The 23,949-nt window shown below is 42.2% G+C and carries 25 protein-coding genes; 1 reads left to right on the forward strand and 24 read right to left on the reverse strand.

The window, feature by feature from the left end; translation table 11 throughout:
- Positions 1 to 63: 63 nt before the first annotated feature.
- The 22 genes from ilvA to SORDD05_RS05750 form a co-directional block, all read right to left on the reverse strand.
- Positions 64 to 1,314 carry a threonine ammonia-lyase IlvA gene (gene ilvA, locus SORDD05_RS05645; protein ID WP_061417673.1) on the reverse strand — a complete coding sequence of 417 codons (1,251 nt, stop codon included), beginning with the start codon at positions 1,312 to 1,314 and terminating at the stop codon, positions 64 to 66.
- Between the two features lie 78 nt (positions 1,315 to 1,392).
- Complete coding sequence (gene ilvC, locus SORDD05_RS05650) at positions 1,393 to 2,415, reverse strand: ketol-acid reductoisomerase (protein ID WP_000290685.1); 1,023 nt, start codon at positions 2,413 to 2,415, stop codon at positions 1,393 to 1,395.
- A gap of 65 nt (positions 2,416 to 2,480) precedes the next feature.
- Positions 2,481 to 2,957 carry an acetolactate synthase small subunit gene (gene ilvN, locus SORDD05_RS05655; protein ID WP_061417676.1) on the reverse strand — a complete coding sequence of 159 codons (477 nt, stop codon included), beginning with the start codon at positions 2,955 to 2,957 and terminating at the stop codon, positions 2,481 to 2,483.
- Positions 2,950 to 4,650, reverse strand: a complete 1,701-nt coding sequence (locus SORDD05_RS05660; protein ID WP_061417679.1) for an acetolactate synthase large subunit — start codon at positions 4,648 to 4,650, stop codon at positions 2,950 to 2,952. Before SORDD05_RS05660 ends, ilvN begins: the two co-directional genes overlap by 8 nt.
- A 263-nt stretch (positions 4,651 to 4,913) precedes the next feature.
- Positions 4,914 to 6,995 carry an elongation factor G gene (gene fusA, locus SORDD05_RS05665; protein ID WP_000090331.1) on the reverse strand — a complete coding sequence of 694 codons (2,082 nt, stop codon included), beginning with the start codon at positions 6,993 to 6,995 and terminating at the stop codon, positions 4,914 to 4,916.
- Positions 6,996 to 7,383: 388 nt separating this feature from the next.
- Entirely contained in the window at positions 7,384 to 7,854 is a 471-nt protein-coding gene (gene rpsG / locus SORDD05_RS05670) for a 30S ribosomal protein S7 (RefSeq protein ID WP_000087873.1), read from the reverse strand.
- A gap of 19 nt (positions 7,855 to 7,873) precedes the next feature.
- The gene (gene rpsL, locus SORDD05_RS05675) at positions 7,874 to 8,287 is read right to left on the reverse strand and encodes a 30S ribosomal protein S12 (RefSeq protein WP_001142332.1); all 414 of its coding nucleotides are present in this window, start codon (positions 8,285 to 8,287) and stop codon (positions 7,874 to 7,876) included.
- A 317-nt stretch (positions 8,288 to 8,604) separates the two neighbouring features.
- On the reverse strand, positions 8,605 to 9,204 hold the full coding sequence (locus SORDD05_RS05680) for a response regulator transcription factor (RefSeq protein WP_061417682.1): 600 nt from the start codon (positions 9,202 to 9,204) through the stop codon (positions 8,605 to 8,607).
- Between the two features lies 1 nt (position 9,205).
- Positions 9,206 to 10,303: a sensor histidine kinase gene (locus SORDD05_RS05685; RefSeq protein WP_061417685.1), complete on the reverse strand. Its 1,098-nt coding sequence runs from the start codon at positions 10,301 to 10,303 to the stop codon at positions 9,206 to 9,208.
- 4 nt (positions 10,304 to 10,307) lie between these two features.
- Positions 10,308 to 11,042: an ABC transporter permease gene (locus tag SORDD05_RS05690; protein ID WP_061417688.1), complete on the reverse strand. Its 735-nt coding sequence runs from the start codon at positions 11,040 to 11,042 to the stop codon at positions 10,308 to 10,310.
- A 12-nt stretch (positions 11,043 to 11,054) separates the two neighbouring features.
- Complete coding sequence (locus tag SORDD05_RS05695) at positions 11,055 to 11,930, reverse strand: ABC transporter ATP-binding protein (protein WP_061417689.1); 876 nt, start codon at positions 11,928 to 11,930, stop codon at positions 11,055 to 11,057.
- Entirely contained in the window at positions 11,917 to 12,111 is a 195-nt protein-coding gene (locus SORDD05_RS05700) for a hypothetical protein (RefSeq protein ID WP_000709167.1), read from the reverse strand. Before SORDD05_RS05700 ends, SORDD05_RS05695 begins: the two co-directional genes overlap by 14 nt.
- Positions 12,108 to 12,314: a hypothetical protein gene (locus tag SORDD05_RS05705; RefSeq protein ID WP_000390699.1), complete on the reverse strand. Its 207-nt coding sequence runs from the start codon at positions 12,312 to 12,314 to the stop codon at positions 12,108 to 12,110. The genes SORDD05_RS05700 and SORDD05_RS05705 overlap by 4 nt, the downstream gene beginning before the upstream one ends.
- 123 nt (positions 12,315 to 12,437) lie before the next feature.
- Positions 12,438 to 14,105: a DAK2 domain-containing protein gene (locus SORDD05_RS05710; RefSeq protein WP_061417692.1), complete on the reverse strand. Its 1,668-nt coding sequence runs from the start codon at positions 14,103 to 14,105 to the stop codon at positions 12,438 to 12,440.
- 2 nt (positions 14,106 to 14,107) lie between these two features.
- Complete coding sequence (locus SORDD05_RS05715; protein WP_000216441.1) at positions 14,108 to 14,473, reverse strand: Asp23/Gls24 family envelope stress response protein; 366 nt, start codon at positions 14,471 to 14,473, stop codon at positions 14,108 to 14,110.
- Between the two features lie 152 nt (positions 14,474 to 14,625).
- Positions 14,626 to 14,814 carry a 50S ribosomal protein L28 gene (gene rpmB, locus SORDD05_RS05720; RefSeq protein WP_001140948.1) on the reverse strand — a complete coding sequence of 63 codons (189 nt, stop codon included), beginning with the start codon at positions 14,812 to 14,814 and terminating at the stop codon, positions 14,626 to 14,628.
- A 105-nt stretch (positions 14,815 to 14,919) separates the two neighbouring features.
- Positions 14,920 to 15,594, reverse strand: coding sequence for a LiaF transmembrane domain-containing protein (locus SORDD05_RS05725; protein WP_061417695.1), 675 nt, complete (start codon positions 15,592 to 15,594; stop codon positions 14,920 to 14,922).
- 5 nt (positions 15,595 to 15,599) lie between these two features.
- Positions 15,600 to 16,046, reverse strand: coding sequence for a LytTR family DNA-binding domain-containing protein (locus SORDD05_RS05730; protein WP_000776588.1), 447 nt, complete (start codon positions 16,044 to 16,046; stop codon positions 15,600 to 15,602).
- Between the two features lie 113 nt (positions 16,047 to 16,159).
- A complete protein-coding gene (locus SORDD05_RS05735) occupies positions 16,160 to 16,663 on the reverse strand; it encodes a phosphatase PAP2 family protein (protein ID WP_061417697.1) in 504 nt (167 codons plus the stop codon).
- 96 nt (positions 16,664 to 16,759) lie between these two features.
- The gene (locus tag SORDD05_RS05740; protein WP_061417700.1) at positions 16,760 to 18,520 is read right to left on the reverse strand and encodes an ABC transporter ATP-binding protein; all 1,761 of its coding nucleotides are present in this window, start codon (positions 18,518 to 18,520) and stop codon (positions 16,760 to 16,762) included.
- Positions 18,510 to 20,279 (reverse strand): ABC transporter ATP-binding protein, encoded by a 1,770-nt coding sequence (locus tag SORDD05_RS05745; protein ID WP_061417703.1) that lies wholly within the window; start codon positions 20,277 to 20,279, stop codon positions 18,510 to 18,512. The genes SORDD05_RS05740 and SORDD05_RS05745 overlap by 11 nt, the downstream gene beginning before the upstream one ends.
- The gene (locus tag SORDD05_RS05750; protein WP_061417706.1) at positions 20,263 to 20,724 is read right to left on the reverse strand and encodes a MarR family winged helix-turn-helix transcriptional regulator; all 462 of its coding nucleotides are present in this window, start codon (positions 20,722 to 20,724) and stop codon (positions 20,263 to 20,265) included. The genes SORDD05_RS05745 and SORDD05_RS05750 overlap by 17 nt, the downstream gene beginning before the upstream one ends.
- A 192-nt stretch (positions 20,725 to 20,916) precedes the next feature.
- Between SORDD05_RS05750 and SORDD05_RS05755 the strand changes: the two genes are divergently transcribed.
- On the forward strand, positions 20,917 to 21,615 hold the full coding sequence (locus SORDD05_RS05755) for a CD20-like domain-containing protein (RefSeq protein ID WP_038804170.1): 699 nt from the start codon (positions 20,917 to 20,919) through the stop codon (positions 21,613 to 21,615).
- 47 nt (positions 21,616 to 21,662) lie between these two features.
- Here SORDD05_RS05755 and SORDD05_RS05760 read toward each other — a convergent pair whose 3' ends face one another.
- Both SORDD05_RS05760 and SORDD05_RS05765 read right to left on the reverse strand, forming a co-directional pair.
- Positions 21,663 to 22,379: a YebC/PmpR family DNA-binding transcriptional regulator gene (locus tag SORDD05_RS05760; protein WP_061417710.1), complete on the reverse strand. Its 717-nt coding sequence runs from the start codon at positions 22,377 to 22,379 to the stop codon at positions 21,663 to 21,665.
- A 96-nt stretch (positions 22,380 to 22,475) separates the two neighbouring features.
- Positions 22,476 to 23,846: an MATE family efflux transporter gene (locus SORDD05_RS05765; RefSeq protein ID WP_061417713.1), complete on the reverse strand. Its 1,371-nt coding sequence runs from the start codon at positions 23,844 to 23,846 to the stop codon at positions 22,476 to 22,478.
- Positions 23,847 to 23,949 lie beyond the last annotated feature (103 nt).

Consider the following 23,949-nt stretch of genomic DNA (forward strand, 5'->3'; position numbering starts at 1 on the left):
TTCGTCACCCTCATTATAGCACCATCATATTTATTATGCAAATAATATGATAGCAAATTTATTTTAGACTAGCATATTATATAAAGTCTCATTCCCGTTTAGATTGATATAAGATGGGTCAAACTTCTCCATTCGATGAATCAAACCAGCATAATCATGTTTATCTGCAAGAGCAATTCCAATCAATACTGGGCCTGTCCCCTTGCTTGCTCGTTTGATATATTCAAAACGAGTAATATCATCATGCGGTCCCAAGATATCATTTACAAACTCTCGGAGAGCTCCTGGACGTTGTGGGAAATTGACTACAAAGTAATGCTTGATGCCATCGTAAATCAAGGCACGTTCTTCCATTTCCGGCATACGGTTAATATCGTTATTTCCTCCAGAAATGATACAACAGATTGTCTTGTCTTTAATATAGTCTGATAGAACTTCCAAGGCCGCAATGCTGGCCGCTCCAGCAGGTTCGGCGACGATCCCTTGCTTAGAATAAAGATCAATCAAGGTTTCTGAAATCAAACCCTCATCCACTCCGATAAGAGTTTCAACATTCTGACGAGTTGCTTCATAAGTCAGCTGCCCAACTTTCTGCACAGCTATTCCATCAGCAAATTTGTCAATTTCTTTGAGTTTAACTGGTCCTCCAGCCTCAAAAGCAGCCTTCATCGAACGGGCACCATTGGCTTCTACACCAATGACTTCAATTTCCGGATTTGTTTCCTTGATATAGGTAGAAACTCCCGCAATCAGACCTCCACCACCAACAGGAACAAGAACAGTGTCAAAGTCAATTGACTCTTTCCGAGCTTCTTCTAAAATTTCATAAGCAACTGTTCCTTGCCCTGCCTGAACATGGGCATCATCAAAAGGATCAATGAAGGTACGGTTTTCTGACAACGTAAACTCTTGCGCTGCCTTAGCAGAAGCATCAAAGGTATCCCCAACCAACTTGATTGTCACAAACTCTCCACCAAAAAAGCGAACTTGACCAATTTTTTGTTGGGGCGTTGTGATTGGCATAAAAATCGTTGCGGGAATCTTCATCTCCTTACAAGTGTAGGCGACACCTTGGGCATGATTTCCCGCAGAGGCACAGACTACACCACGCTCACGTTCTTCTTTTGACAGTTGAGAAATGGCATAATAAGCTCCGCGAATTTTAAAAGAGCGAACTCGTTGCGCATTCTCCTTTTTTAAATAGATTTTAGCTCCATATTTCTCTGATAAATAATGATCATATTCTAGTGGTGTATTCACTACTACACCACTTAAAACTTTGTGGGCTTTCACCACATCTTTTGCACTTAGCATGTCTCCTCCTCAAATACTTTACAAGGTAAAAAGCGAGTTAGGTACCCCCCAACTCGCCTTCTGTTTTTATTCTAAGAATTAGTTATAGATTTTGAAAGCATCGTCGTCGTTTTTACCAACGAATGGCATTGCTTTACGTAGTTCTGCACCAACTTTTTCAATTTCAAGGTTAGCTGCTTGTTCACGGTAAGCAGTGAGTTTTGGACGACCAGCCTTGTAGTCATTTACAAAGTCATTTGCAAATGTACCATTTTGGATGTCTGCAAGAACTGCTTTCATGTTTTCTTTAACTTGCTCAGTAATCACACGTGGGCCTGATACATAGTCACCGTACTCAGCAGTATTTGAAATAGATTGACGCATTTTCTTGAATCCACCTTCATAGATCAAGTCAACGATCAATTTCATTTCATGAAGAACTTCAAAGTAAGCCAATTCTGGGGCATAGCCTGCTTCTGTCAAGACTTCAAAACCTGCTTCGATAAGGGCAGTCAAACCACCACAAAGTACAGCTTGTTCACCAAACAAATCTTCTTCAGTTTCTTCTTTGTAAGTTGTTTCAAGCAAACCAACACGAGCTGCTCCAACACCTTTACACCAGTCCATAGCAATGTTTTTCGCATTTCCTGTGGCGTCTTGGTAGACTGCATAAAGAGCTGGAACACCAAATCCTTCTTCATAAGTACGGCGCACCAAGTGTCCTGGTCCTTTAGGAGCACACATGAAGACATCTACATCTGCAGGAACTTTGATAAATTCAAAGTGAATGTTGAAACCATGAGCAAATCCAACTGCATTTCCAGCTTCCAAGTTTGGAGCGATTTCTGCTTCGTACAATTCTTGTTGAATTTCGTCTGGTGCCAAGATCATGATAACGTCAGCCAATTTAGTTGCTTCTGCTACTGTGTAAGTATCAAATCCGTCTTCTTTTGCTTTGTCAAAAGATTTACCTGGACGCACACCGATGATGACATCACGACCTGAGTCACGCAAGTTTTGCGCATGCGCATGTCCTTGTGAACCATAACCGATAACGGCGATTTTTTTACCGTCAAGCGCTGCTACTTTAACATCTTTTTCGTATTCCATTTGAACTGCCATAGTTTTTCTCTCTTTTCTATTATTTATTGCCTCTTAGGCGGTTTTACCAAATTTAAGCTGGATTTTTAATCGCGGGTAAATCCAGTTGCACCCGTACGAGCGATATTTTTAATACCGTATGGTCGAATCACTCGCAATAAAGCTTCACTTTTTTCAGCATTTCCCGTCATCTGAATAGTGATGGAGCTTGGAGCCACATCCACCACCGTTGCACGGAAAGGTTGGATAATAGCCAAGATTTCTGCACGCTTTTCAGCTGGTGCTGCAATCTTCACCAAGATAACTTCTCTTTCCAAGTGTGGCTTATCCGTGATATCTCGAATGCGAATCACATCAATCTGACGATTGAGTTGCTTGATGATTTGCTCGACCTCATCATGAGAAGCTACATCAATAATGATGGTAATCCGTGAAACGTTTGGATCCTCTGTCGCACCAACTGAGATACTCTCAATATTGACTTGACGACGTGAAAGGACACCTGTAAAGCGATTGAGGACTCCTGAACGATTTTGTAGTTTTGCCGTTAACATTCTACGCATGGAACTTCACCCCCAACATCTCATGATTGCTCTTACCAGCTGGTACCATCGGTAAGACCTGTTCCTTACGAGAAATATCCACCTCGATAAACATCGGCACATCCTCCAGAATAGCCTCTAGATCTTTTTCTATCGTTTCTGGATTGTCAAATTTATAATTTTTAATGCCGTAAGCCTGTGCCATCAGCTGGAAGTCAGGAAGAGTGTCAAAGACCGACTCTGAAGTTCTACCCTCATAGAAGGATTCTTGCCACTGACGAACCATTCCCAGGGAGTGGTTATTCAACATGACAACCTTAATCGGCACCTTGTAGATGTTTAGGATAGCTAGTTCTTGGTTGGTCATTTGGAAACCACCATCACCGACAAAAAGAACTACTTCTTTTTCTGGATTGGCAATCTTGGCTCCGATAGCCGCAGGAACTCCAAATCCCATGGTACCCAAGCCTCCCGAAGTGACTAACTGACGCTCATTTTGGTAAGGATAATACTGAGCTGTCCACATTTGGTGTTGACCAACGTCTGTGACAACAATGGCATCCCCATTCGTCAACTCTCCGATGCGTTCAATAACGGCCTGAGGTTGAACCACACGTTCTTTCTTATCATAAGAACGAACACGGTTCTTGTCTTTCGTGACTTTTTCAATCCACTTTTCAGTATTGTTATGAACAGTTGGTTCTGCTAGTAGCATCTGCAAAGCTTTCTTAGCGTCCCCGACCACAGGAATATCTGCACTGATAATCTTACCAATCTCAGCTGGGTCAATGTCGATATGAGCAACCTTGGCATTCTTAGCAAAGGTCTTAGGATTCCCCGTCAAGCGGTCATCGAAACGGCAACCAATACTAATCATAAAGTCCGCTTCGGTCATGGCAATGTTAGCTGCGAAAGAACCGTGCATACCTCCCATTCCTAGGAAGAGCGGATGGCTAGTCGCAATCGTACCTTGCCCCAAAAGACTGGTCACGACTGGAATTTGGTAACGTTCAGCAAACTCATTGAGCTCGGCAGCCGCTTCTGCATAACTAACCCCGCCACCAGCTAGCAATACAGGTTTCTTAGCCTTAGACAATTGTTTCAAGATTTTCTTGATTTGCATGTCATTCGGATCAAGCGTCGGTTGATAGCTTGGTAAATTTACCTCTGGTGAATAGATGAAGTCCGTCTCTAAGGCAGATACATCCTTTGGCAAGTCGATCACAACTGGGCCAGGACGACCTGTGGTCGCAATATGGACAGCTTCCGTAATGATACGAGGAATATCTGCTGTCTCACGGACTTGGTAATTGTATTTGGTAATGGGCATGGTAATACCCACGATGTCTGCCTCCTGAAAAGCATCCTTCCCAATGCCTGCTCGAGCGACTTGTCCCGTAAAGACCAAGAGGGGAACGCTATCGCTCATGGCATCCGCGATTCCTGTAATGGCATTTGTTGCTCCCGGTCCACTCGTGACGACGGCAACGCCCAACTTTCCAGTTGATTTGGCATAACCTTCGGCTTCATGCAAACAGCCTTGTTCATGGCGACCCAAGATGTGGCGAATGCCTTTGAAATTATAAATCGCATCATATAAAGGCAAGACAGCCCCACCAGGATAACCAAATATGGTATCAATTCCTAAACCACGGAGGGTTTCCAAAACTAGATCCGATCCCGTCTTAGGAGCGTCTAAACTGATTTTTTCCATTGTTCCCCTTTCTCTTCTCTTAAAAATAGCTTGTTACTATCATACCATTTTTTCAAAAATTTTCAAGGCAAAAGAAGCAATTTTCTGAATTTTCTATCTAAACGTGTTTTTATGAATGTTTTTCCTATTTTTATAAATATGAATAGGGAATTGAACGATTTTATTACTGCCAAATTTAGTTTAGGGTATATTTTTCTAACCTTCCTTGATATAGAATATAAAAAGGAAGCCACTAAGTGACTTCCTTCTAGAGTGAGGACTGATTAGTCTTCACCTTTATTTTTCTTAATGATTTCTTCTTGTACTGACTTAGGTACATCTTCGTAGTGGTCAAATACCATCATGAAGGTACCACGTCCTTGAGATGCTGAACGAAGAACAGTTGCGTAACCAAACATTTCAGCAAGTGGAACGTAAGCACGTACGATTTGACTGTTACCGTGTGCTTCCATACCATCAACACGTCCACGACGAGCAGTTACGTGACCCATAACATCACCAAGGTTTTCTTCAGGAACAGTGATGGTTACAAGCATCATTGGCTCAAGGATAGCTGGTTGTGCAGTCTTAGCAGCTTCTTTAAGAGCAAGTGAAGCCGCGATCTTGAAGGCAGTTTCAGATGAGTCGACATCGTGGTATGAACCATCGTAAAGCTTAGCTTTAACGTCAACCATTGGGTAACCTGCAAGAACACCGTTAGCCATAGATTCTACCAAACCTTTTTCAACCGCTGGGATAAATTCACGAGGAACCACACCACCGACGATTGCGTTTTCGAATTCAAATCCTTTACCTTCTTCGTTTGGAGTAAATTCAATCCATACATCACCGAATTGACCTTTACCACCAGACTGACGTTTGAAGAATCCACGTGCTTGAGTAGAAGCGCGGAATGTTTCACGGTAAGATACTTGAGGAGCACCTACGTTTGCTTCAACCTTGAACTCGCGACGCATACGGTCAACAAGGACGTCAAGGTGAAGTTCACCCATACCTGAGATAACTGTTTCACCAGTTTCAACGTTTGTTTCAACGCGGAATGTTGGGTCTTCTTCAGCCAATTTTTGAAGGGCAATACCCATCTTGTCTTGGTCAGCTTTAGATTTTGGCTCAACCATCAATTGGATAACTGGTTCTGGAACGTTGATTGACTCAAGGATGATTTTAGCTTTTTCATCTGTCAATGAGTCACCAGTTGTTGTATCTTTCAAACCAACGGCAGCAGCGATATCACCTGAGTAAACAGTGTCAATTTCTTGACGGCTGTTAGCGTGCATTTGAAGGATACGTCCGATACGTTCACGTTTACCTTTAGAAGTGTTCAATACGTATGAACCTGATTGAAGAACACCTGAGTAAACACGGAAGAATGTCAAACGACCTACGAATGGGTCAGTCATGATCTTGAAGGCAAGGGCTGCAAATGGCTCTTCGTCAGATGCAGGACGAGTTTCTTCTTCATCTGTATCTGGGTTGATACCTTTGATCGCTGGGATGTCAAGTGGGCTTGGAAGGTAGTCGATAACCGCATCAAGCATCAATTGAACACCCTTGTTTTTGAAGGCAGAACCACACAATACTGGGAAGAATTCAACGTTGATAGTCGCTTTACGGATACCAGCTTTCAATTCTTCGTTAGTGATTTCTTCACCTTCGAGGTATTTCATCATCAATTCTTCGTCAGTTTCAGCAACTGCTTCGATTAATTTTTCACGGTATTCTTGAGCTTGATCAAGGTATTCAGCTGGAATATCTTCTTCAAGGATATCTGTACCAAGGTCGTTAGTATAGATTTCAGCTTTCATCTTGATCAAGTCGATGATACCACGGAAGTCATCTTCAGCACCGATTGGCAATTGGATTGGGTGTGCATTTGCTTGAAGACGGTCGTGAAGTGTGCTTACTGAGTAAAGGAAATCAGCACCGATTTTGTCCATTTTGTTAGCAAATACGATACGTGGAACTCCGTACTCAGTTGCTTGGCGCCAAACTGTTTCAGTTTGAGGCTCAACACCTGATTGTGAGTCAAGAACAGTAACCGCACCATCCAATACACGAAGAGAACGTTGTACTTCGATTGTGAAGTCCACGTGTCCTGGTGTGTCGATGATATTTACGCGGTGGTTGTTCCATTGAGCTGTTGTCGCAGCAGATGTGATAGTGATACCACGTTCTTGCTCTTGCTCCATCCAGTCCATTTGTGACGCACCTTCGTGAGTTTCACCGATTTTGTGGATTTTACCAGTGTAGTAAAGAATACGCTCAGTAGTTGTTGTTTTACCGGCATCAACGTGAGCCATGATACCGATATTACGAGTTTTTTCAAGTGAAAATTCGCGTGCCATGAGGTTAGTTTCTCCTATTTTTTATTTTACAATCTATTATAACATTATTTAGAAAAAACGGATAGGCAGGACCTACCCGTTCTCAATGTTTATCTTGTTTTGGTTGGTTTCAACTTACGAGATGGTAAGTTGAATTGAACTCGGGCTAAAAGCTTAAGTTAGCCGATTTGAGCTGGAACGGGATGCTGTGTGAAAAAGATAAACTTCCTTGTATTCGTCGAATACTGCGTCAGTTTCCTATTCTCACTGTGCATCCTTACCGTTCCTAGCATCATAATTGAACTCGGGCTAAAAGCTTGGAAAATAGATAAGCTTTCCTAGAATCTTTGATTCTGCGTCAAGCTTCCTAATTTTCAGTCGCTTTTTTAACGCCCTTAGTATCTTATTCTTACCAACGGAAGTGTGCGAAGGCACGGTTAGCTTCAGCCATACGGTGAGTGTCTTCACGTTTCTTAACAGCTGCACCAGTGTTGTTCGCAGCGTCCAAGATTTCTTTTGCAAGACGGTCTTGCATTGTGTGTTCACCACGAAGGCGAGCGATTGTTACCAACCAACGAAGTCCAAGTGTTGTACGACGTTCTGGACGAACTTCAACTGGGACTTGGTAGTTAGATCCACCAACACGACGTGCACGTACTTCAAGTACAGGCATGATGTTTTCCATAGCTGTTTCAAATACTTCAAGTGCATCGTTACCAGTAGCTTCTTTGATTTGCTCAAAAGCACCGTAAACGATTGAAGCAGCTGTACCACGTTTACCATCAAGCATAACGCGGTTGATAAGACGAGTAACTAGTTGTGAATTGTAAAGCGGATCTGGCAATACGTCACGTTTTGGAGCTCTATTTTTACGACTCATTTCTCTTTATCCCCTTTCCTTATGCTTTTGGACGTTTAGTACCGTATTTAGAACGGCCTTGTTTACGATCGTTAACACCTGCAGTATCAAGTGCACCACGGACGATGTGGTAACGTACCCCTGGAAGGTCTTTTACACGTCCACCGCGAAGAAGCACCACACTGTGCTCTTGCAAGTTGTGTCCGATACCTGGGATGTAGGCAGTAACTTCGATAAGGTTGCTCAAACGTACACGAGCAAATTTACGAAGGGCAGAGTTAGGTTTTTTAGGTGTCATTGTTCCCACACGAGTTGCAACACCACGTTTTTGTGGTGAAGAAACGTTTGTTTGAACTTTTTTATGACTATTGTAACCAACGTTCAAAGCTGGTGATTTAGATTTTTCTACTTTTGATTTACGCGGTTTGCGAACCAATTGGTTAATTGTAGGCATCTACATTCTCCTGTATTTTTTTATTTTTGGTGATGATACACTTGGTGACAGCTACCATCTGTGTGTACTTTTGCAACATTTGTCAGCACGTCCCTGTACACTTTTGAGAGACCAAAAGTAAAAAGTACCGTCTATTATTGTAACACATTTTTTCTTTCCTTGTCAATATTTTTTTCGTTTTTATTCCGATCTTTTAACTCTTCGACACTAGTTCTTAACGCTTTTTTAACAAAGAAAAGGAAGCCCATTGACTTCCTAAATTCAGTTATTGATTTCATTCAATTAAGCGTTCGTTTGAGATATTTTTACCTTTCTTATCAAAGCCAACCTGATTCTTTTGCGATGTTGGCTGCCTCTGTTCGATTGCCTGCATCTAGCTTGGAAAGAATATTGGTGACATAGTTGCGGACGGTTCCGTTTGATAGATAGAGTTGGTCTGCAATTTCTTGGTTGGATAAGCCCTGAGCGATTCCCTTTAAGACAGCAATCTCTTGTTCTGTCAATGGATTGGGATGGGTCATAACCACTTCCATCAATTCAGGCGAATACTCCTTGCGTCCTTCGAGTACCGTGTGCAAGGTTTGCATGAGATCTGCAATGCTTCTTTCTTTCAAGACATATGCATCCACTCCAGCCTTAATCGCGCGTTCAAAATAACCTGGGCGCTTGAAGGTTGTCACCACAACTACCTTTGTTTCTAACTTTTCTGCTCGAATCCACTCCAAGACTTCGAGGCCTGTCTTAACAGGCATTTCTACGTCAAGGATAGCGATATCTACAGACTCCTTTTCTAAGAGTTGGATTGCTTCTTGCCCATTCTTGGCTTGTAAGACAGACTCTACATCCGCTTGAAAGGCAAGCAACTGGCACATGGCATCTCGCAACATACTTTGATCTTCTGCAACAAGTAGTTTCATCTTAGTTTCTCTCCTTATAAGGTAGTCGAACCTGCACTTCAGTCGGCTGCTTCTGACTGATCACCTTTACCTCTCCCGAAAATGGAAGGACACGATCTCGAACTGTATGGAGCTCATCCCCTTTCATAGAAGCAAAGCCACAGCCATCATCTCTCACTGTTAGAATGAGTTCTTTCTCTGTTCGTTCCAATTTTAAGTAAGCTTTAGACGCTTTGGCATGTTTGATGATATTGGTCACCAATTCAAGCAAAATCATGGAAGCCGTTGACTCCAATTCCTGAGTTAAACTAGCTGTATCTAGTTGGTGATTGACTTCTGTTTCAATTCCTGCAATTTCCAGCATTTTTTTAACAGTCGCAAATTCGGAGGCAAGAGTTCTGGTTTTGAGATTTTCGATAATCGTACGAACTTCATTCATGGATTCCTTACTGATCTGATGAATTTCTTTTAACTCTTTTTCCACTTGAGGATAGGCCTGCATTTGAAGAAGTTGGAGGGCAAGGTCCGTCTTCACACTCAGCATAGCAAAGGTATGACCTAGGCTATCATGGAGATCCTGACCGATTCGACTGCGTTCGTTTTCAGCCAAGAAAAGATTAAGCTTAGCATTTTGCTTTCTCTTTTCTTCTTTTATTTCCTCTGATACTCGAATTCGGTAGAGACCAAAGGTAAAAGCATCAGAAAAGACAAAGGTCAGCAAGAAAAAGAGCAGTTGCCAGGGACTAACATGATTGACCATATAAATCCCGGTTAAAATCAAGGGTTGCAAGACAATAAAACTGACAAAACGCCAAGAGTGAAAAGAAATCTCATCCAGCTCATAAATAAGGAGATTGGATAAATAAAAGATAAACCATGTGAAGCCCAAATTCAGCCAAACTGATGTATAAAAAATGTAGGCAATCATGACCCACCAAGCTAGCCACTGCACGGTGCGATTCTGACTGATTAAAATCGAATAGAAAGCAAGGACAAATAGTAGGGTCCATAGCAAGGTTAAAAGCGGGTACTCTCCACCGATGACACCCGCTATAGGAAAGATGATAAACACTAATGAAATATGAAACATATAATGAGTGTTTTTTAATTTTTCCAACATAGATTTATTTTACCTCGATCCGTTTTTTCAGCTGGATTACCAGTACACCAAAGAAAACTGTATAGCCTAGTACAACTAGGGCGGAAAGAATATTAAACTCATGGTGTTCCAAATAAGCAGAGACGACCTGCATCAGCTGATAGGTTGGAGTCAGTTTCCCAATGGATTGGAGCCATTCTGGGAAGGAATTCAAAGGAAACCACAGTCCACCTAGGACAGCTAAAGCAATATAGGCAATATTTCCAATAACCGTCATCAGTTGAGCACTGGGAAGCAAGCTCACCAAGACACCCATGCTGATAAAGACCACGCTTCCAACCAGCAAAATAACACCAATCACCAACCAGTCAAGCCAAGGTAGAGTAACTCCGCGGACAAAATGACCAACCGAAAAGACAACTATAATTGATAACAAGAAAGTTAGCAGAGTACTGAACAGTTTCGATACATAATATTCTACCATAGATACTGGAGAATGTTGAATCAATTTTTGCCAGTTGTTTGTCTTGTCGGACTCGAGTGTGCTAGGAATGCTGAAAAAAGCACTCGACATGATACTAAAGAGCGTCATGGCAAAAAGATAGGATTGAAGAACAATTTCTGGAATATCTGACCCTGACATCATACCAGAGAATATAAGGTAAAACACACTTGGGAGTCCGATGGATAGCAAGTAGTAGACGGCTTGCCGTTTCATCAAAATGAGTTCCACTTTCATGAGACTTGTCATATTTTTCATCGTCAATCTCCTTTAGTCTTGAGTCGTTTCGAAGATACTGTCTAAGAGAGTTCGATTACGAACTTCAATTTCTTCGATCGTGCAGCCCTGTTCTTGCAAGACTTTCCATACCTGACTGGCTTCTTTGGTTGTGAAGGAAAGAGCATTTTGCTTGATTTCAAGCTCTTGAACTATAGTCAGGGTATTGACAAAATCCTGATAGATTAGAGGTACGGTAAAGTGTTTTTCTTGTTCTTCACCACGCATGGCATAAGGCGTCGTATCGCGAATCAATTCTCCCTTGTGGAGAACCAAAATGCGGTCAGCCGTATGCTCTACCTCTTCGATATAGTGGGAAGAATAGACAATGGTGACACCATTTTTCTTTAACTGATTGACAATTTCCCAAAAATGCTGACGTGTCGAGGTATCCATGGCAGCAGTTGGCTCGTCTAAAAATAGAATTTTCGGACGACCTATTAAAGTCAACACGAAAGAGAACAAACGTTTTTGCCCACCAGACAACCTGCCCGCTAGCTGATTTTTCTGCTTGTCTGAGAATCTCAGCAAGTCATCAATTTCTTTGTCTGAAAGACTGTCAGAATAAAGTGACTTGAAAAATGATAGGAGTTCTTTCACTTTCAAACTTTGGACAACTGCATTTTCTTGGGGCAAGACAGAAATAAGCTGTTTTAATCGAGGATCTGTTGGTGCAAAGCCTTGAATGGCGATCTGACCTGAACTCATGAACTTGTCGCCCAAGAGGCAATCAATCAAGCTTGTCTTTCCTGCTCCGTTAGGCCCGATCAAGGCGACACATTCACCATCGTTGATTTCAAAGGATATGTTCCGCAAGATCTCCTTGTCTTTTATTTTCTTACTCAATTTCTCAACTTTAATCACAGTCATGAGATTCTCCTTTCAACCACTTCATTCCCATAGGGAAAACAACGAAAATCATAAATCCAAAACCCCAAGCACCACGAATGAATTGGCGAAGCACGGTTTGGTCAAACCAACCAGTAAACATTTCCACTAACCATACCAAGAGTGACAGGCCGATAAAGAAATAGATGATTGCTTTTTTCATTCCTCAAACTCCTTTTTCACATCTCTGACCAATTTCAAACCTTCTCTGATAAGCCAAGACATCATTCCAAAGCCAGCAAAGAGCTCCCAAGGAAAATGGTAGAAACCCTCGTCCAATCCTGAAAACATGAGATAGGTCATAACTCCTGCTGCTACTAAACTCACTGCGACAATCATTTTATTTTTCATTTCTTCTTCCTCCAGTTTCTACTTCAATTATAGTCTTTTGAAGTTAGCGGTGCTAGATGCTTCTGTCACTAGGAAATATGACAAATGTCATAAAAAAAGAAAGTTGAAAAATCAACTTTCTTTTAATCTATTAAATTTTCATTCCACACTGAAAAGATATGGATATACAGGTTGTTGACCTTGGTGAATCTCTACTTCAACATCTTCAAATTCTTCTGCGATTTCTTGGGCAATTTCATTGGCAAGTTCTTCGCTTCCGTCTTCACCGACATAGAAAGTCACGATTTCACTATCTTCGTCCAACATGTGTTTCAAAGTCTCAGTCAAGGTTTGGTGCATGTCAGGGTTTGACACAAGGATTTTCCCATCAACCATACCAAGATTGTCATTTTCATGGATTTCCAAACCATCGATAGTTGTGTCACGAACGGCAGTAGTTACACTTCCGCTTACGACATCGCCAAGGGCTGCAGTCATGCGTTCTTTGTTTTCTTCGATTGATTTGCTTGGCTCAAAGGCAAGAAGGCTCGTCAAACCTTGAGGAAGGGTACGAGCTTCTACAACAACAGCAGGTTGTTCAAGCACTTCAGCCGCAGACTGAGCTGCCATAAAGATATTTTTGTTGTTCGGCAAGAAGATGATGTTGCGAGCATTGACCTGTTCAACAGCCTTGATAAAGTCTTCTGTTGAAGGGTTCATCGTCTGACCACCTTCGATAACATAATCCACACCTTGGGCACGGAAGATATCTGCTAAACCTTGACCAGCTACTACTGCGATAAGGGCATATTCCTTCTCTTCAGCTGGCTTGCTGACTTGTGCTGCTTCTTTTTCAACTTGTGCTTCGTGTTGGTTGCGCATGTTGTCCACTTTAACCTTGACCAAGCTACCATATTTAAGCCCTTCTTGCATAACAAGACCTGGATCTTCTGTATGGACGTGAACTTTGACAATCTCATCATCGTTGACAACAAGGAGCGAGTCCCCAAGGTCATTCAAGTAGTTACGAAATTCATCATAGTCAAAGTCCTTAGAATAAGTTGGACCTTGTTTAAGGGCAACCATAATCTCAGTACAGTAACCAAAAGTGATATCTTCTGTTGCCACATGTCCAGCAACTGACTTGTGGTGTTCAGCATTGATCATTTCACTCATGTTGGCAGGGGTCGCTACAAAGTCCTCAGAAGCGCTGTATTCACCAGTGAGTGCTGAAAGGAAACCTTCATAGATGAAGACCAAACCTTGACCACCAGAGTCCACGACACCAACCTCTTTCAAGACTGGGAGCATATCAGGAGTCTTAGCCAGAGCTCTCTTAGCACCTTCCAAGGCTGCACGCATGACCTCAACAGCATCATCTGTCTCCTCGGCTTTTTTCTTAGCCCCAATGGCCGCACCACGAGAAACTGTCAAAATAGTTCCCTCAACTGGTTTCATAACCGCCTTGTAGGCTACTTCGACACCAGATTGGAAGGCAAGAGCCAAGTCTTGACCTGTTAATTCGTCTTTATCTTTGATAGCTTGGGAGAAGCCACGGAAAAGTTGAGACGTGATAACTCCTGAGTTTCCACGCGCACCCATCAAGAGCCCCTTAGCAAGAATGCTCGCCACTTCTCCAACTGTAGAAGCTGGCTTGTCTGCTACTTCTTTGGCACCATTCTCGATGGTCATTCCCATGTTTGTCCCAGTATCTCCATCTGGAACTGGAAAGACGTTTAATGAATTGACATATTCAGCTTGCTTATTCAAACGAGTTGATGCAGCCTGCACCATTTCTTGAAATAAGCTGGTAGTAATTTTTGACACGATTATTCTCCTACAACTTTGATATTTTGAATGTAGACATTCACAGTCTGAGCAGTGATTCCTAGTTGGTTTTCCAAACTAAAACGAACACGCTCTTGGATGTTTTTTGAGACTTCACTAATCTTTGTTCCGTAGCTCAAGACGGTATAAACATCAACTGCAATGCTGCCATCTTCGGCTGCCTTCACGACAACACCTTTTGCATAATTTTCCTTACCAAGGAGGGCTTGGAAATTATCTTTGAGGGTATTTTTGCTAGCCATACCGACCACACCAAAAATCTCAGTTGCTGCACCACCTACAACGGTTGCAATCACTTCATCTGTCAGTTCGATTTGACCATCTTTTGTATTAATTTTTACAGTCATTTTTTTTACCTCAACTAGTTGATACTTTATTTTATCATATTTCATTCCAAGTGTAAAAGCAGAATGCTGTATCGGCGGATATTTACTCTATTTTTCAAATGGTTTTATCTATCGAGCAAAAGAAAAAGACCTAAGTGGCCTTTTCATTTTTATTAAACGCGTTCAACTTTACCTGATTTCAAAGCACGAGCTGAAGCCCAAACTTTTTTAGGTTTACCATCGATAAGAACAGTAACTTTTTGAAGGTTTGGTTTTACGGCACGTTTTGTTTGGTTCATCGCGTGTGAACGGTTGTTTCCTGATACAGTCTTACGACCTGTAAAGTAACATACTTTAGCCATTGTATTTTCCTCCTATTAGATCTAATATAGCGGATGTGCTAGCACCACATACCGTACTATGTTATCACACTTTCTTGAATTTATCAAGAGAATTAAAATATTTTTTTATTTGACGTAAACAACACCAAGTTTACCAAAAGCAACTTCCCCGCGAATAATCAAGGTTTTGCTTGTTGGAGCTACAGGAGCGTCTGCCTTGGCTGCACCAAAGGATGTTTCTACTTTCAAGTCTACACGCCAGTGTTGTGGAACATAGACAGTTGCATTACCAAAAGCCACTTCGATATTCAGAGTGGCAAAATCACCTAACATCTCTGCGTTATCATAGTAGATTTTTGCGTCACCAAAAGCGACTTCCACTTGGTCATCTACAAGATCTTGATCTTGTTTATAAAAGGTTCCACTACCAAAAGCGACTTCCTTATCCGTGATGACTGTTCGCTCACCACTGTACCACCATTTTTTGCCATACCAAAACTTACTTGAGTGAGTGAGATAGCCGACACCTAGCACTGCTAAGATGCTAGCCCAAAACAAAGACTGGTTTGGGATTGGCAAAATGTTATAAAAATGATTTGCAATCATTAAGGCTACTAGAGCGGTAAAAACTGCCGATGTCAGGTGACGACGAAGCAAAGCTTCAACTGACTGGTAGGCAAAAAAGGCGATACCAATCAAAGGCCATATTTTACCATCCAAAGAAGGAATACCAAAATTTCCTTGCAGCAAGATCCAGGCTGCTAAAACCAATAAAACAATACCAAATGCTTTCTTTTTCATGTTTTTTACCTCATGTTTCTTAGATTTTCTTTTAGGAGGGATTGGTAATGCCGTGAGACATGAACCTCCTTGTGCGTCTGATAAAAGGAAATGGTGCCCGTTCCTGAAAAGGACTTGTCCACTGAGTAAATCTGACGGATATTTGCGATAGTTGACTTGGATACTCGAATAAAATAGCGAGGCAGGATGGACTCCAACTCATAAAGTTTGAGACGTACTTCATAGGCTTCCTTCTGGTTATGAGCATAGATCTTACTCCCTTCTGTTTCAAAGAAGAGAATTTCTGACAGGTCTAGATAATATTCACCTGTCCCCTTGTAAAAAGTCAACCTCGGAGCCTTTGACTCTTGCAAGAGTCGTTGCAAATCTGCAATTTCATCTGTCAAAGTGGGGGTCTTGATGACAATTTCAGTCTCCTCTAAATTGCCGTCAATCTCAATTCGTAACTTCATCACATCTCCTTTCTGACTCTACTATATCAAAGCTAGGATAGGAAAACAAGGGCAAAAAAGCAAGTGGTCAATCTGAGCCTGTAAGTGGTTGTAGGACTAGCTTAACTTACATATCAGAATAGGAAGAAAAGGAATCCCCACACCAGACCACAAGCATAGCCAACCAAGACATCCTTGGGATAATGAACACCTCCTAAAACCCTCACCAAGCCCAGCAAAGCTGAAAAGATCAAGCATGCTAAGCCAACAGGTAGACTAGCATGCAGACAGGCCATGGAAATGATGGTTGCCGAAAAGACATGGCGACTGGGCATCGACTGTCCCGAACTATCCTTTTCAAGCAGAGGACTAATGTCCCAAGTTTCATAAGGTCGCGGGTGGGTGATTTTCTTACGGAAAAGAGACAAAATTACAAAACCTGTTGCAGGGATAAGCACATAAACCCCAACTTGCTGACCAAGTCCTAGTTGCAGGTAAGTAGTGACTAGCAAGGTCAGGTAGACCAGGGGCATGGCAACTGTCATCAAACGATTGAAACTGCGTAACAGAAATAAAAGAGTGGGATGACTGGTGAGTCTGGAGCTGATATTTCGATACCATTCTTGATAATTTTTCATTAAATTTCTCATTCATTACCTTGTTTTTGTCTACTGGTGAGACATTTGTCTTCTAGTATAGTGCAGAAAAAGAAGACCGTCAAGCCTTCTTTTGATTTATTCTTCTGCTTCGTCTTCTGTAAATTGACTATTGTATAAGTCAGCGTAGAAGCCACCTTGTGCCATCAGTTCCTCATGGTTGCCTTGTTCGATGATATTGCCATCTTTCATGACAAGAATCAAGTCGGCATTACGGATGGTTGACAAGCGGTGGGCAATGACAAAGGAAGTTCTTCCCTCCATCAAACGGTCCATAGCTTTTTGGATCAATTCCTCTGTACGTGTGTCGACTGAGGATGTCGCTTCATCCAAAATCAAGAGCGGTGCATCCTTGAGAAGGGCACGAGCAATGGTCAAGAGCTGTTTTTGTCCGACAGACAAGGTCACGGTATCGTCCAAGATAGTGTCGTAACCGTCTGGCAAGGTCATGATAAAGTGGTGGATTCCCACAGCCTTGCTGGCTTCTATCATTCGTTCATCACTGATGTCTGTCTGATTATAGATCAGGTTCTCTCGAATGGTTCCTTCAAAGAGCCAAGTGTCCTGCAAGACCATTGAAAAGGCATCGTGTACTTCCGAACGCTTCATGTCCTTGGTATTCACACCATCGATACGGATGCTTCCCTTATCAATCTCATAAAACTTCATCAAAAGATTGACAATGGTTGTCTTACCAGCTCCAGTCGGTCCAACAATCGCGACTTTCTGACCTGCATGAGCTGTCGCAGAAAAGTCATGGATGATGGTGCGCTCTGGTGTATAGCCAAAGGACACATGATCAAAGACTACTTCCCCTTTCATATGGGCCAATTGTCTTTCCTTATGAGATTCATCCTGCATCTCTGCTTCAGCTAGAAATTCTAATACACGAGTCATGGCTGCACTCGCTTGTTGCAGGCTCGTAATCCCTTGGGCAATCTGTGACAGAGGTTGGGAGAAGGTCCGTACGTAAACCATAAAGGCTACAATAATCCCTATCGTGATATGTCCTTCTAACGCCAGCGCGGCACCAACGATGATGACTAAGACATAACTAAAGTTCCCAACAAAGAACATGGCTGGCATCATGATACCAGAGATAAACTGAGATTTCCAGATACTGTCATGCAAGTCTTGGTTTAACCCTGCAAATCTCGCTTTGGAGGTGTCCACTGCGTTGTAGCTGGTCACTACATTATGGCCAGAGTACATCTCTTCCACATAACCATTGACGGCTGCTAGATTATTTTGTTGGGCTTTAAAATAACCCTGTGACTTGGCCATGATTACGGAAACCGCCGCAAAACCAACAAGGGTTGATACAACGGTTACCAATGCCAAAATCCAGTTCATCCCAAACATGGTCACCAAGACAGCAATCAACAAGAAACTAGCTGAAAGAACTGTCCCTAGACTTTGGTTGAGAGATTGCGCTGCCGTATCCACATCATTGGTCACGCGCGAAAGGGTATCTCCTTGTGAATGACGGTCAAAATAGCCAAGTGGCAAACGATTGATTTTTTCAGCGATTGCTGTCCGCAAGCGTTTTGAAAAATGCTGAATGCTCGTTGAAAAGATATAGGCCTGTGTATAGTTAAGGATGGCGCCAAATACATAGAGAATCACTAAAAAGCTAGCAATACTTGACACAGCCTCTAAATCAATTCCAGTCATCAAACCATCTGAAATTAAGTTTGTAATTTCCTTAATCTTAGTTGGCCCATAAACGGTAATGATGCTTGAAATGACCGCAGCCAAAACTGCTATTAGGAGAGGGAGTTGGAGGCCTGCCATATAAGGTTTGCACTGTTTCCAGACCGAAACTTTTTTATTTTCCATGTTCCAATTCCTCCTTCGATAGTTGTGAGTAGGCAATTTCTTGGTAGACTTCGTTGGTAGCTAGAAGTTCCTTGTGGGTGCCTTGTCCCACAACTTTACCTTGATCCAGTACTAAAATCAGGTCAGCATCCATAATGGTAGAAATCCGCTGCGCTACGATGAGCTTGGTCATGGATTTTGTTTTCTCAGCTAGCTCTTGGCGTAGGACACGATCTGTCTTATAGTCCAAGGCTGAGAAAGAATCATCAAAGATGAGAATCTCTGGTTTACGAGCCAAGGCACGCGCAATGGCCAAACGCTGTCTTTGACCTCCTGAGAAGTTGGTTCCACCTTGGGCTACTTCTGATGCAAGTCCTGCTTCCTTGTCCTCGATGAAGCTTTTAGACTGGGCCAATTCAAGGGCTTGCCACATAGCAGCTTCGCTTAGAGGAGTTTCTTTGCTCTTACCAAAGTCCAAGTTCCCCTTGACATCTCCAGAAAAGAGGACTGCTTTTTGAGGAATATAGCCGACCTTATTGCGCAAATCTTCCAAGTCATAATCTTGCACATTGACACCATCCACTAGGATTTGTCCATCTGAAACGTCGTAAAAACGTGGCAAGAGGTTGACAAGCGTAGACTTTCCTGATCCAGTCGATCCGATGAAGGCTACGGTTTGACCCGCTTCTGCTTTGAAAGTGACATGTTCCACGACTGCTTCTGAGTTTTTAGAGTAGCGGAAAGTTACATCACGAAATTCCACTTGTCCTTGAACTGAAGGATCCGCTGTCTGTGCATGACTAGGATTTTCAATAGAAGAATGCAGATCCAATACTTGATTGATACGTCCTGCCGAAACCAAGGTACGAGGAAGAACGATAAAGAGTGCTCCCATGAGAAGGAAGCCCATCACGACCTGCATTGCATAGGACATGAAGACCACCATATCACTAAAGAGCGGCAGACGTTCTGTCAAACTTGCGTCGTTGATGATATAGGCACCAATCCAGTAAATGGCTAAACTCAATCCACTTGAAATCCCCATCATAATCGGGTTCATAATCGCCATCAATCGATTGACAAAGAGATTGAGGCGCGTCACTTCATCATTGGCTGCTTCAAATTTTTCATCTTGGTAATCTTCCGCATTGTATGCGCGAACAACTCGAATCCCAGTCAAACTTTCACGAGTGATGCTATTGAGTTTATCTGTCAATTTTTGGATGACCGATTGTTTTGGAAAGGCCAGAGTCATGAGAACGGTGGTCATCAAGACATTCACAATAACAGCCACAACGACCGCCCAGAGCCAGTATTCCGATTTCCCAAGGATTTTTCCAATGGCCCAGATAGCCATAATTGGCCCACGAGTGACCACTTGCAAGCCCATGGTAAAGAGCATCTGTACCTGGGTAATATCATTGGTCGTCCGAGTCAAGAGACTGGGGATTGAAAAACGTTTGATCTCTGTCTGCGAAAAATCTAAAACACGATGAAATACGTCTCTACGTAGATGGGTTGTAGAGGATGCTGCAACACGAGCGGCAAAGAAACCAACCATAACAGATGAAAAGAAAGCCAATAAAGACAAACCAATCATCTTCGCAGCTGGTGACCAGAGTTCACCCAACTGCGTTCCAGACGTTCCCAGTAATTCTGTAATTTGCGAAATATAGGTCGGCACTTCTAACTCGAGATAGACCGAGAAACAAGTGAAAAGAATCGTAAGGACAATCATCCCCCACTCTTTTCCTGTAATACGTTTAGCGAGTTTCTTCATCTTCTCCTCCTATCTTCTCAACATTTTTTTGCAACTGACCGAGAACTTTTTCAAATATTGCCAAGTCTGACTTTGAAACACCCTCTAGCAGAATCTGATCGATCCGATCAAAAAATTCCTTAACTTTTTGCATCTGCGAACGCGATTTCTCCGTCAGGCGAACAAATTTTGCCCGCTTATCGCTCGGGCTCGCCTCTAACTCAACCAAACCATTTTGTACCATGCGCTTGACTAGATTACTCGCAACAGATTTGGTAATATTGAGTTCCTGCTCGATATCTTTAATCAAGACCAGATTTTTAGACTGTTCTTGAAAATCTAAAAATCGCAGAACCTGCCCTTGCGGTCCACCCATAAATTCAATGCCACATCGCTTGGCTTCTTTCTGTACCATCAGATGAACCTGGTGTCCAAAACGTTTAAACATTAACATCGGCTTGTCCATGATTGCTCCTTTCTTATCCTTTAAATAGTTCTCACAAGAACTATTTAAGTTTCCATGAGAACTATTTTATCACTTTCAGAAGAGATGTCAAGAAAAAAGTTTCCTAGAGAACTATTTTGGCACAAATTGACATTATGCAATATTTTTTCTATAATAAGCACTAACTACCATGGATAGAAATCCATTCACTCGATGAAGGGAGAAAACTTTCAAATGAAACCAGAAGAACAAAAAGTTTTAGGAATTTTAGCAACTATTTTTGGAGCTATCGCACTTTTAGGGTCTTGGATTCCGTTTATTAACTATCTATCGTTTTTCATCGCTATTGTCGCTTTGATCTTGGGCATTATCGGCCTTATCGTCAACCTTAAAAAACGGAAAACGATGGCCATTATCGGAACATCCCTAGCAATTGCTTCTGTTGTACTTTTCTTTACGACCCAGATACTGTACGCTAATGTCTACAAAGAGTTTGCCAGGGAGTTTAACCGTTCCTATAGGGAGGCAAGTTCCTCAATGGAACGCGAAGAAGAAAGCGACTTGACAGATGATAGCGCCTATTCCATCCCTGAAGAGGAAGAAGACGATACCTTCACCTGGACCCAAGAACAGTTCGACGCCTTAATCGAAGGTGACCTTGACAATAAAGGAAAAGGTGGTACCAACTACAAGGATATTATCAAAAAACACGGACTACCAAATTCCGAATTTGATTCAATCATTGAGGGCTACGACACCAAGAAAATTACCTATATTGGCATTAATGATAGAATCAAAACCGTTACTCTAACCTTTGTAAAACAGGATAATGGTCAACTCTTACTCGTTCATAAAATAGCTGTAGGCCTAGGAGAAAGCCAGCAGCAAAGAGATTCTGGAACCAGAATCTAATCTCAAATATAAAAAGCGAACAGCTAGCAAGTCTGTTCGCTTTTCTATTAGAATCCATCTACGTTGGTATAGATCTTCTGTACGTCTTCGTCGTCTTCAAGGACGCTGTAAAGTTTTTCAAAGGTTTCAAGGTCTTCGCCTGACAATTCCACTTCAGACTGAGGAATCATTTCCAATTCAGTCACTTGGAATTCTTCGATGCCAGACTCACGAAGGGCAACGATAGCCTTGTGAAGGTCTGTTGGAGCTGTGTAAACAGTGATTGTTCCATCTTCTGCTTCTACATCATCCACATCCACATCTGCTTCTAGCAAAAGCTCAAAGACCGCATCAGCGTCTTCACCTGCAAATACGATCACACCCTTGTTGTCAAAGAGGTATGAAACTGAACCTGAAGCACCCATGTTTCCGCCGTTTTTACCAAATGCAGCACGAACGTTCGCAGCTGTACGGTTGACGTTTGAAGTCAAGGTATCAACGATCAGCATAGAACCATTTGGTCCAAATCCTTCGTAACGTCCTTCTGTAAAGGTTTCGTCTGTGTTTCCTTTTGCTTTATCAATCGCTTTATCGATAACGTGTTTCGGCACTTGGGCTTGTTTGGCACGATCGATAACGAATTTCAAAGCAGTGTTTGATTCTGGGTCTGGATCACCTTTTTTAGCTGCTACATAGATTTCTACACCAAATTTTGCATATACTTTAGAGTTAGCTCCATCTTTAGCCGTTTTCTTGGCTACGATATTGGCCCATTTACGTCCCATTAGGAATCTCCTTTTTTCACATTTTAATCTTTCTTATTATAACACAAGTTTTTTCGATTTTCACTAGAGGAAATGGATTTTATTCAGCAAATCCAGCTAGGATTGTCCTTTGGCTGCCAAGATTGCCTTGCCTTCTTTTATCAGGGGATGGCGGAAAAGTGAAAAGTACAGTTGGGTGGTCATGGCAACCCAGATAAGGGGTTCGCAAAGGATAACTCCCCTATACCCTGCCCAAGGGATAATCAAGACCACAAAAACGATTTTCCCGATTAGTTCTATAAAACTGGAAACAAGTGGTAAGATTTTCTGCCCCAATCCCTGCAAGCAATTCCGATAAATCAGCAAAAGGCTCAAAATCGGATAAAAGACTGAACTGATTTGCAGGTAGAGGCTACCATTTTCTACCAAGTAATTATCCGTTGAACTGGCCAAGAAGGAAACCAAGCTAGGACTGGCAAAAAAGAGGAAAATACAAACAAAACCTGCCCAGGACATGCTCAAACGACTACCGATTCGAAGTCCTTGAACAATGCGGTCTGGTCGCTTAGCCCCGAGATTCTGAGAAGCAAAGGTTGTCATGGCAGAAGAAATAGCCGTCATCGGAAGCAGAGCAAAGGCCATAATGCGTCTAGCCGCTGTCTGGGCGCTAATAATCACAGCACCAAAGGTATTGACAGAGGATTGTAAAATCACACTACCGATAGACACAATCGAACTCATCAACCCCATAGCCAAACCTTGCTCCAAGAGATCCGCATACAAGGCCTTGTCCCATTTAAAATGCTTAAGTTGAGGGAGCAGTTCTGGAACGCTCTTGCGAATATAATAAAAGCAGAGAACCGCTGACAAGCCTTGCGAAATGATGGTAGCAAGCCCCGCAGATTGAACTCCCAGATGCAGTTGCGTAATGAAATACAAATCCAGAACCACATTGACTAAGGCAGAGAAAATCAGAAAGCCAAGAGCTGCTAGACTATCACCAATGGACCGCAACAAGCCTGCAAAGAGATTATAAGCAAAGCTGACACCTACACAAGTCACAATCATAGAAATATATTGGTAGGATTGAGGAAGGATTTCTGCAGGAGTATCTAAATATTGCAGGAGTGGATACAGACCGACAAAGCCCATCAGCATGACCAAAATACTGAGAAGCCCTCCTAAAATCCAGGTTGCTGCTACTGCTTCTTTAATTTTAGTGAAATTACGAGCTCCATAATAGCGGGCAATGACGATCCCCATGCCATTTCCAACACCTAGAGTAAAGCCTATAATCAAGTCAAAAATGGCCGTTGTCGCCCCTACTGCAGCTAAGGAATCTTGACCAAGAAAACGCCCAACAATCAAGACGTCAGCTGTATTATAGAGTTGCTGAAAAATATTTGACAGCAAGATTGGAAAGGCAAAGCTTAACAGCGCAGGAAGAATAGGACCATGTATCAGGTCCACGGATCGTTTCTTATTCATAAAGCTATTATATCAGCTTTCTAGAGGAGCGACAAGGATTGCTTGGCTTTCTTAAAATCAATTGCTTACAGAGAAACAATTTGCTATAATCAAGAAAAGGAGG

It is taken from the genome of Streptococcus oralis (genome assembly GCF_001578705.1).
GTDB classification, from domain to species: domain Bacteria; phylum Bacillota; class Bacilli; order Lactobacillales; family Streptococcaceae; genus Streptococcus; species Streptococcus oralis_J.

What these genes read in the sequence shown, in the direction of transcription:
- ilvA (WP_061417673.1), bottom strand. Translation starts at nt 1,314, where the DNA reads ATGCTAAGTGCAAAAGATGTGGTGAAAGCCCACAAAGTTTTAAGTGGT.
- ilvC (WP_000290685.1), bottom strand. Translation starts at nt 2,415, where the DNA reads ATGGCAGTTCAAATGGAATACGAAAAAGATGTTAAAGTAGCAGCGCTT.
- ilvN (WP_061417676.1), bottom strand. Translation starts at nt 2,957, where the DNA reads ATGCGTAGAATGTTAACGGCAAAACTACAAAATCGTTCAGGAGTCCTC.
- SORDD05_RS05660 (WP_061417679.1), bottom strand. Translation starts at nt 4,650, where the DNA reads ATGGAAAAAATCAGTTTAGACGCTCCTAAGACGGGATCGGATCTAGTT.
- fusA (WP_000090331.1), bottom strand. Translation starts at nt 6,995, where the DNA reads ATGGCACGCGAATTTTCACTTGAAAAAACTCGTAATATCGGTATCATG.
- rpsG (WP_000087873.1), bottom strand. Translation starts at nt 7,854, where the DNA reads ATGAGTCGTAAAAATAGAGCTCCAAAACGTGACGTATTGCCAGATCCG.
- rpsL (WP_001142332.1), bottom strand. Translation starts at nt 8,287, where the DNA reads ATGCCTACAATTAACCAATTGGTTCGCAAACCGCGTAAATCAAAAGTA.
- SORDD05_RS05680 (WP_061417682.1), bottom strand. Translation starts at nt 9,204, where the DNA reads ATGAAACTACTTGTTGCAGAAGATCAAAGTATGTTGCGAGATGCCATG.
- SORDD05_RS05685 (WP_061417685.1), bottom strand. Translation starts at nt 10,303, where the DNA reads ATGTTGGAAAAATTAAAAAACACTCATTATATGTTTCATATTTCATTA.
- SORDD05_RS05690 (WP_061417688.1), bottom strand. Translation starts at nt 11,042, where the DNA reads ATGAAAAATATGACAAGTCTCATGAAAGTGGAACTCATTTTGATGAAA.
- SORDD05_RS05695 (WP_061417689.1), bottom strand. Translation starts at nt 11,930, where the DNA reads ATGACTGTGATTAAAGTTGAGAAATTGAGTAAGAAAATAAAAGACAAG.
- SORDD05_RS05700 (WP_000709167.1), bottom strand. Translation starts at nt 12,111, where the DNA reads ATGAAAAAAGCAATCATCTATTTCTTTATCGGCCTGTCACTCTTGGTA.
- SORDD05_RS05715 (WP_000216441.1), bottom strand. Translation starts at nt 14,473, where the DNA reads ATGACTGTAAAAATTAATACAAAAGATGGTCAAATCGAACTGACAGAT.
- rpmB (WP_001140948.1), bottom strand. Translation starts at nt 14,814, where the DNA reads ATGGCTAAAGTATGTTACTTTACAGGTCGTAAGACTGTATCAGGAAAC.
- SORDD05_RS05725 (WP_061417695.1), bottom strand. Translation starts at nt 15,594, where the DNA reads ATGAAAAAGAAAGCATTTGGTATTGTTTTATTGGTTTTAGCAGCCTGG.
- SORDD05_RS05730 (WP_000776588.1), bottom strand. Translation starts at nt 16,046, where the DNA reads ATGAAGTTACGAATTGAGATTGACGGCAATTTAGAGGAGACTGAAATT.
- SORDD05_RS05735 (WP_061417697.1), bottom strand. Translation starts at nt 16,663, where the DNA reads ATGAAAAATTATCAAGAATGGTATCGAAATATCAGCTCCAGACTCACC.
- SORDD05_RS05740 (WP_061417700.1), bottom strand. Translation starts at nt 18,520, where the DNA reads ATGGAAAATAAAAAAGTTTCGGTCTGGAAACAGTGCAAACCTTATATG.
- SORDD05_RS05745 (WP_061417703.1), bottom strand. Translation starts at nt 20,279, where the DNA reads ATGAAGAAACTCGCTAAACGTATTACAGGAAAAGAGTGGGGGATGATT.
- SORDD05_RS05750 (WP_061417706.1), bottom strand. Translation starts at nt 20,724, where the DNA reads ATGGACAAGCCGATGTTAATGTTTAAACGTTTTGGACACCAGGTTCAT.
- SORDD05_RS05755 (WP_038804170.1), top strand. Translation starts at nt 20,917, where the DNA reads ATGAAGGGAGAAAACTTTCAAATGAAACCAGAAGAACAAAAAGTTTTA.
- SORDD05_RS05760 (WP_061417710.1), bottom strand. Translation starts at nt 22,379, where the DNA reads ATGGGACGTAAATGGGCCAATATCGTAGCCAAGAAAACGGCTAAAGAT.
- SORDD05_RS05765 (WP_061417713.1), bottom strand. Translation starts at nt 23,846, where the DNA reads ATGAATAAGAAACGATCCGTGGACCTGATACATGGTCCTATTCTTCCT.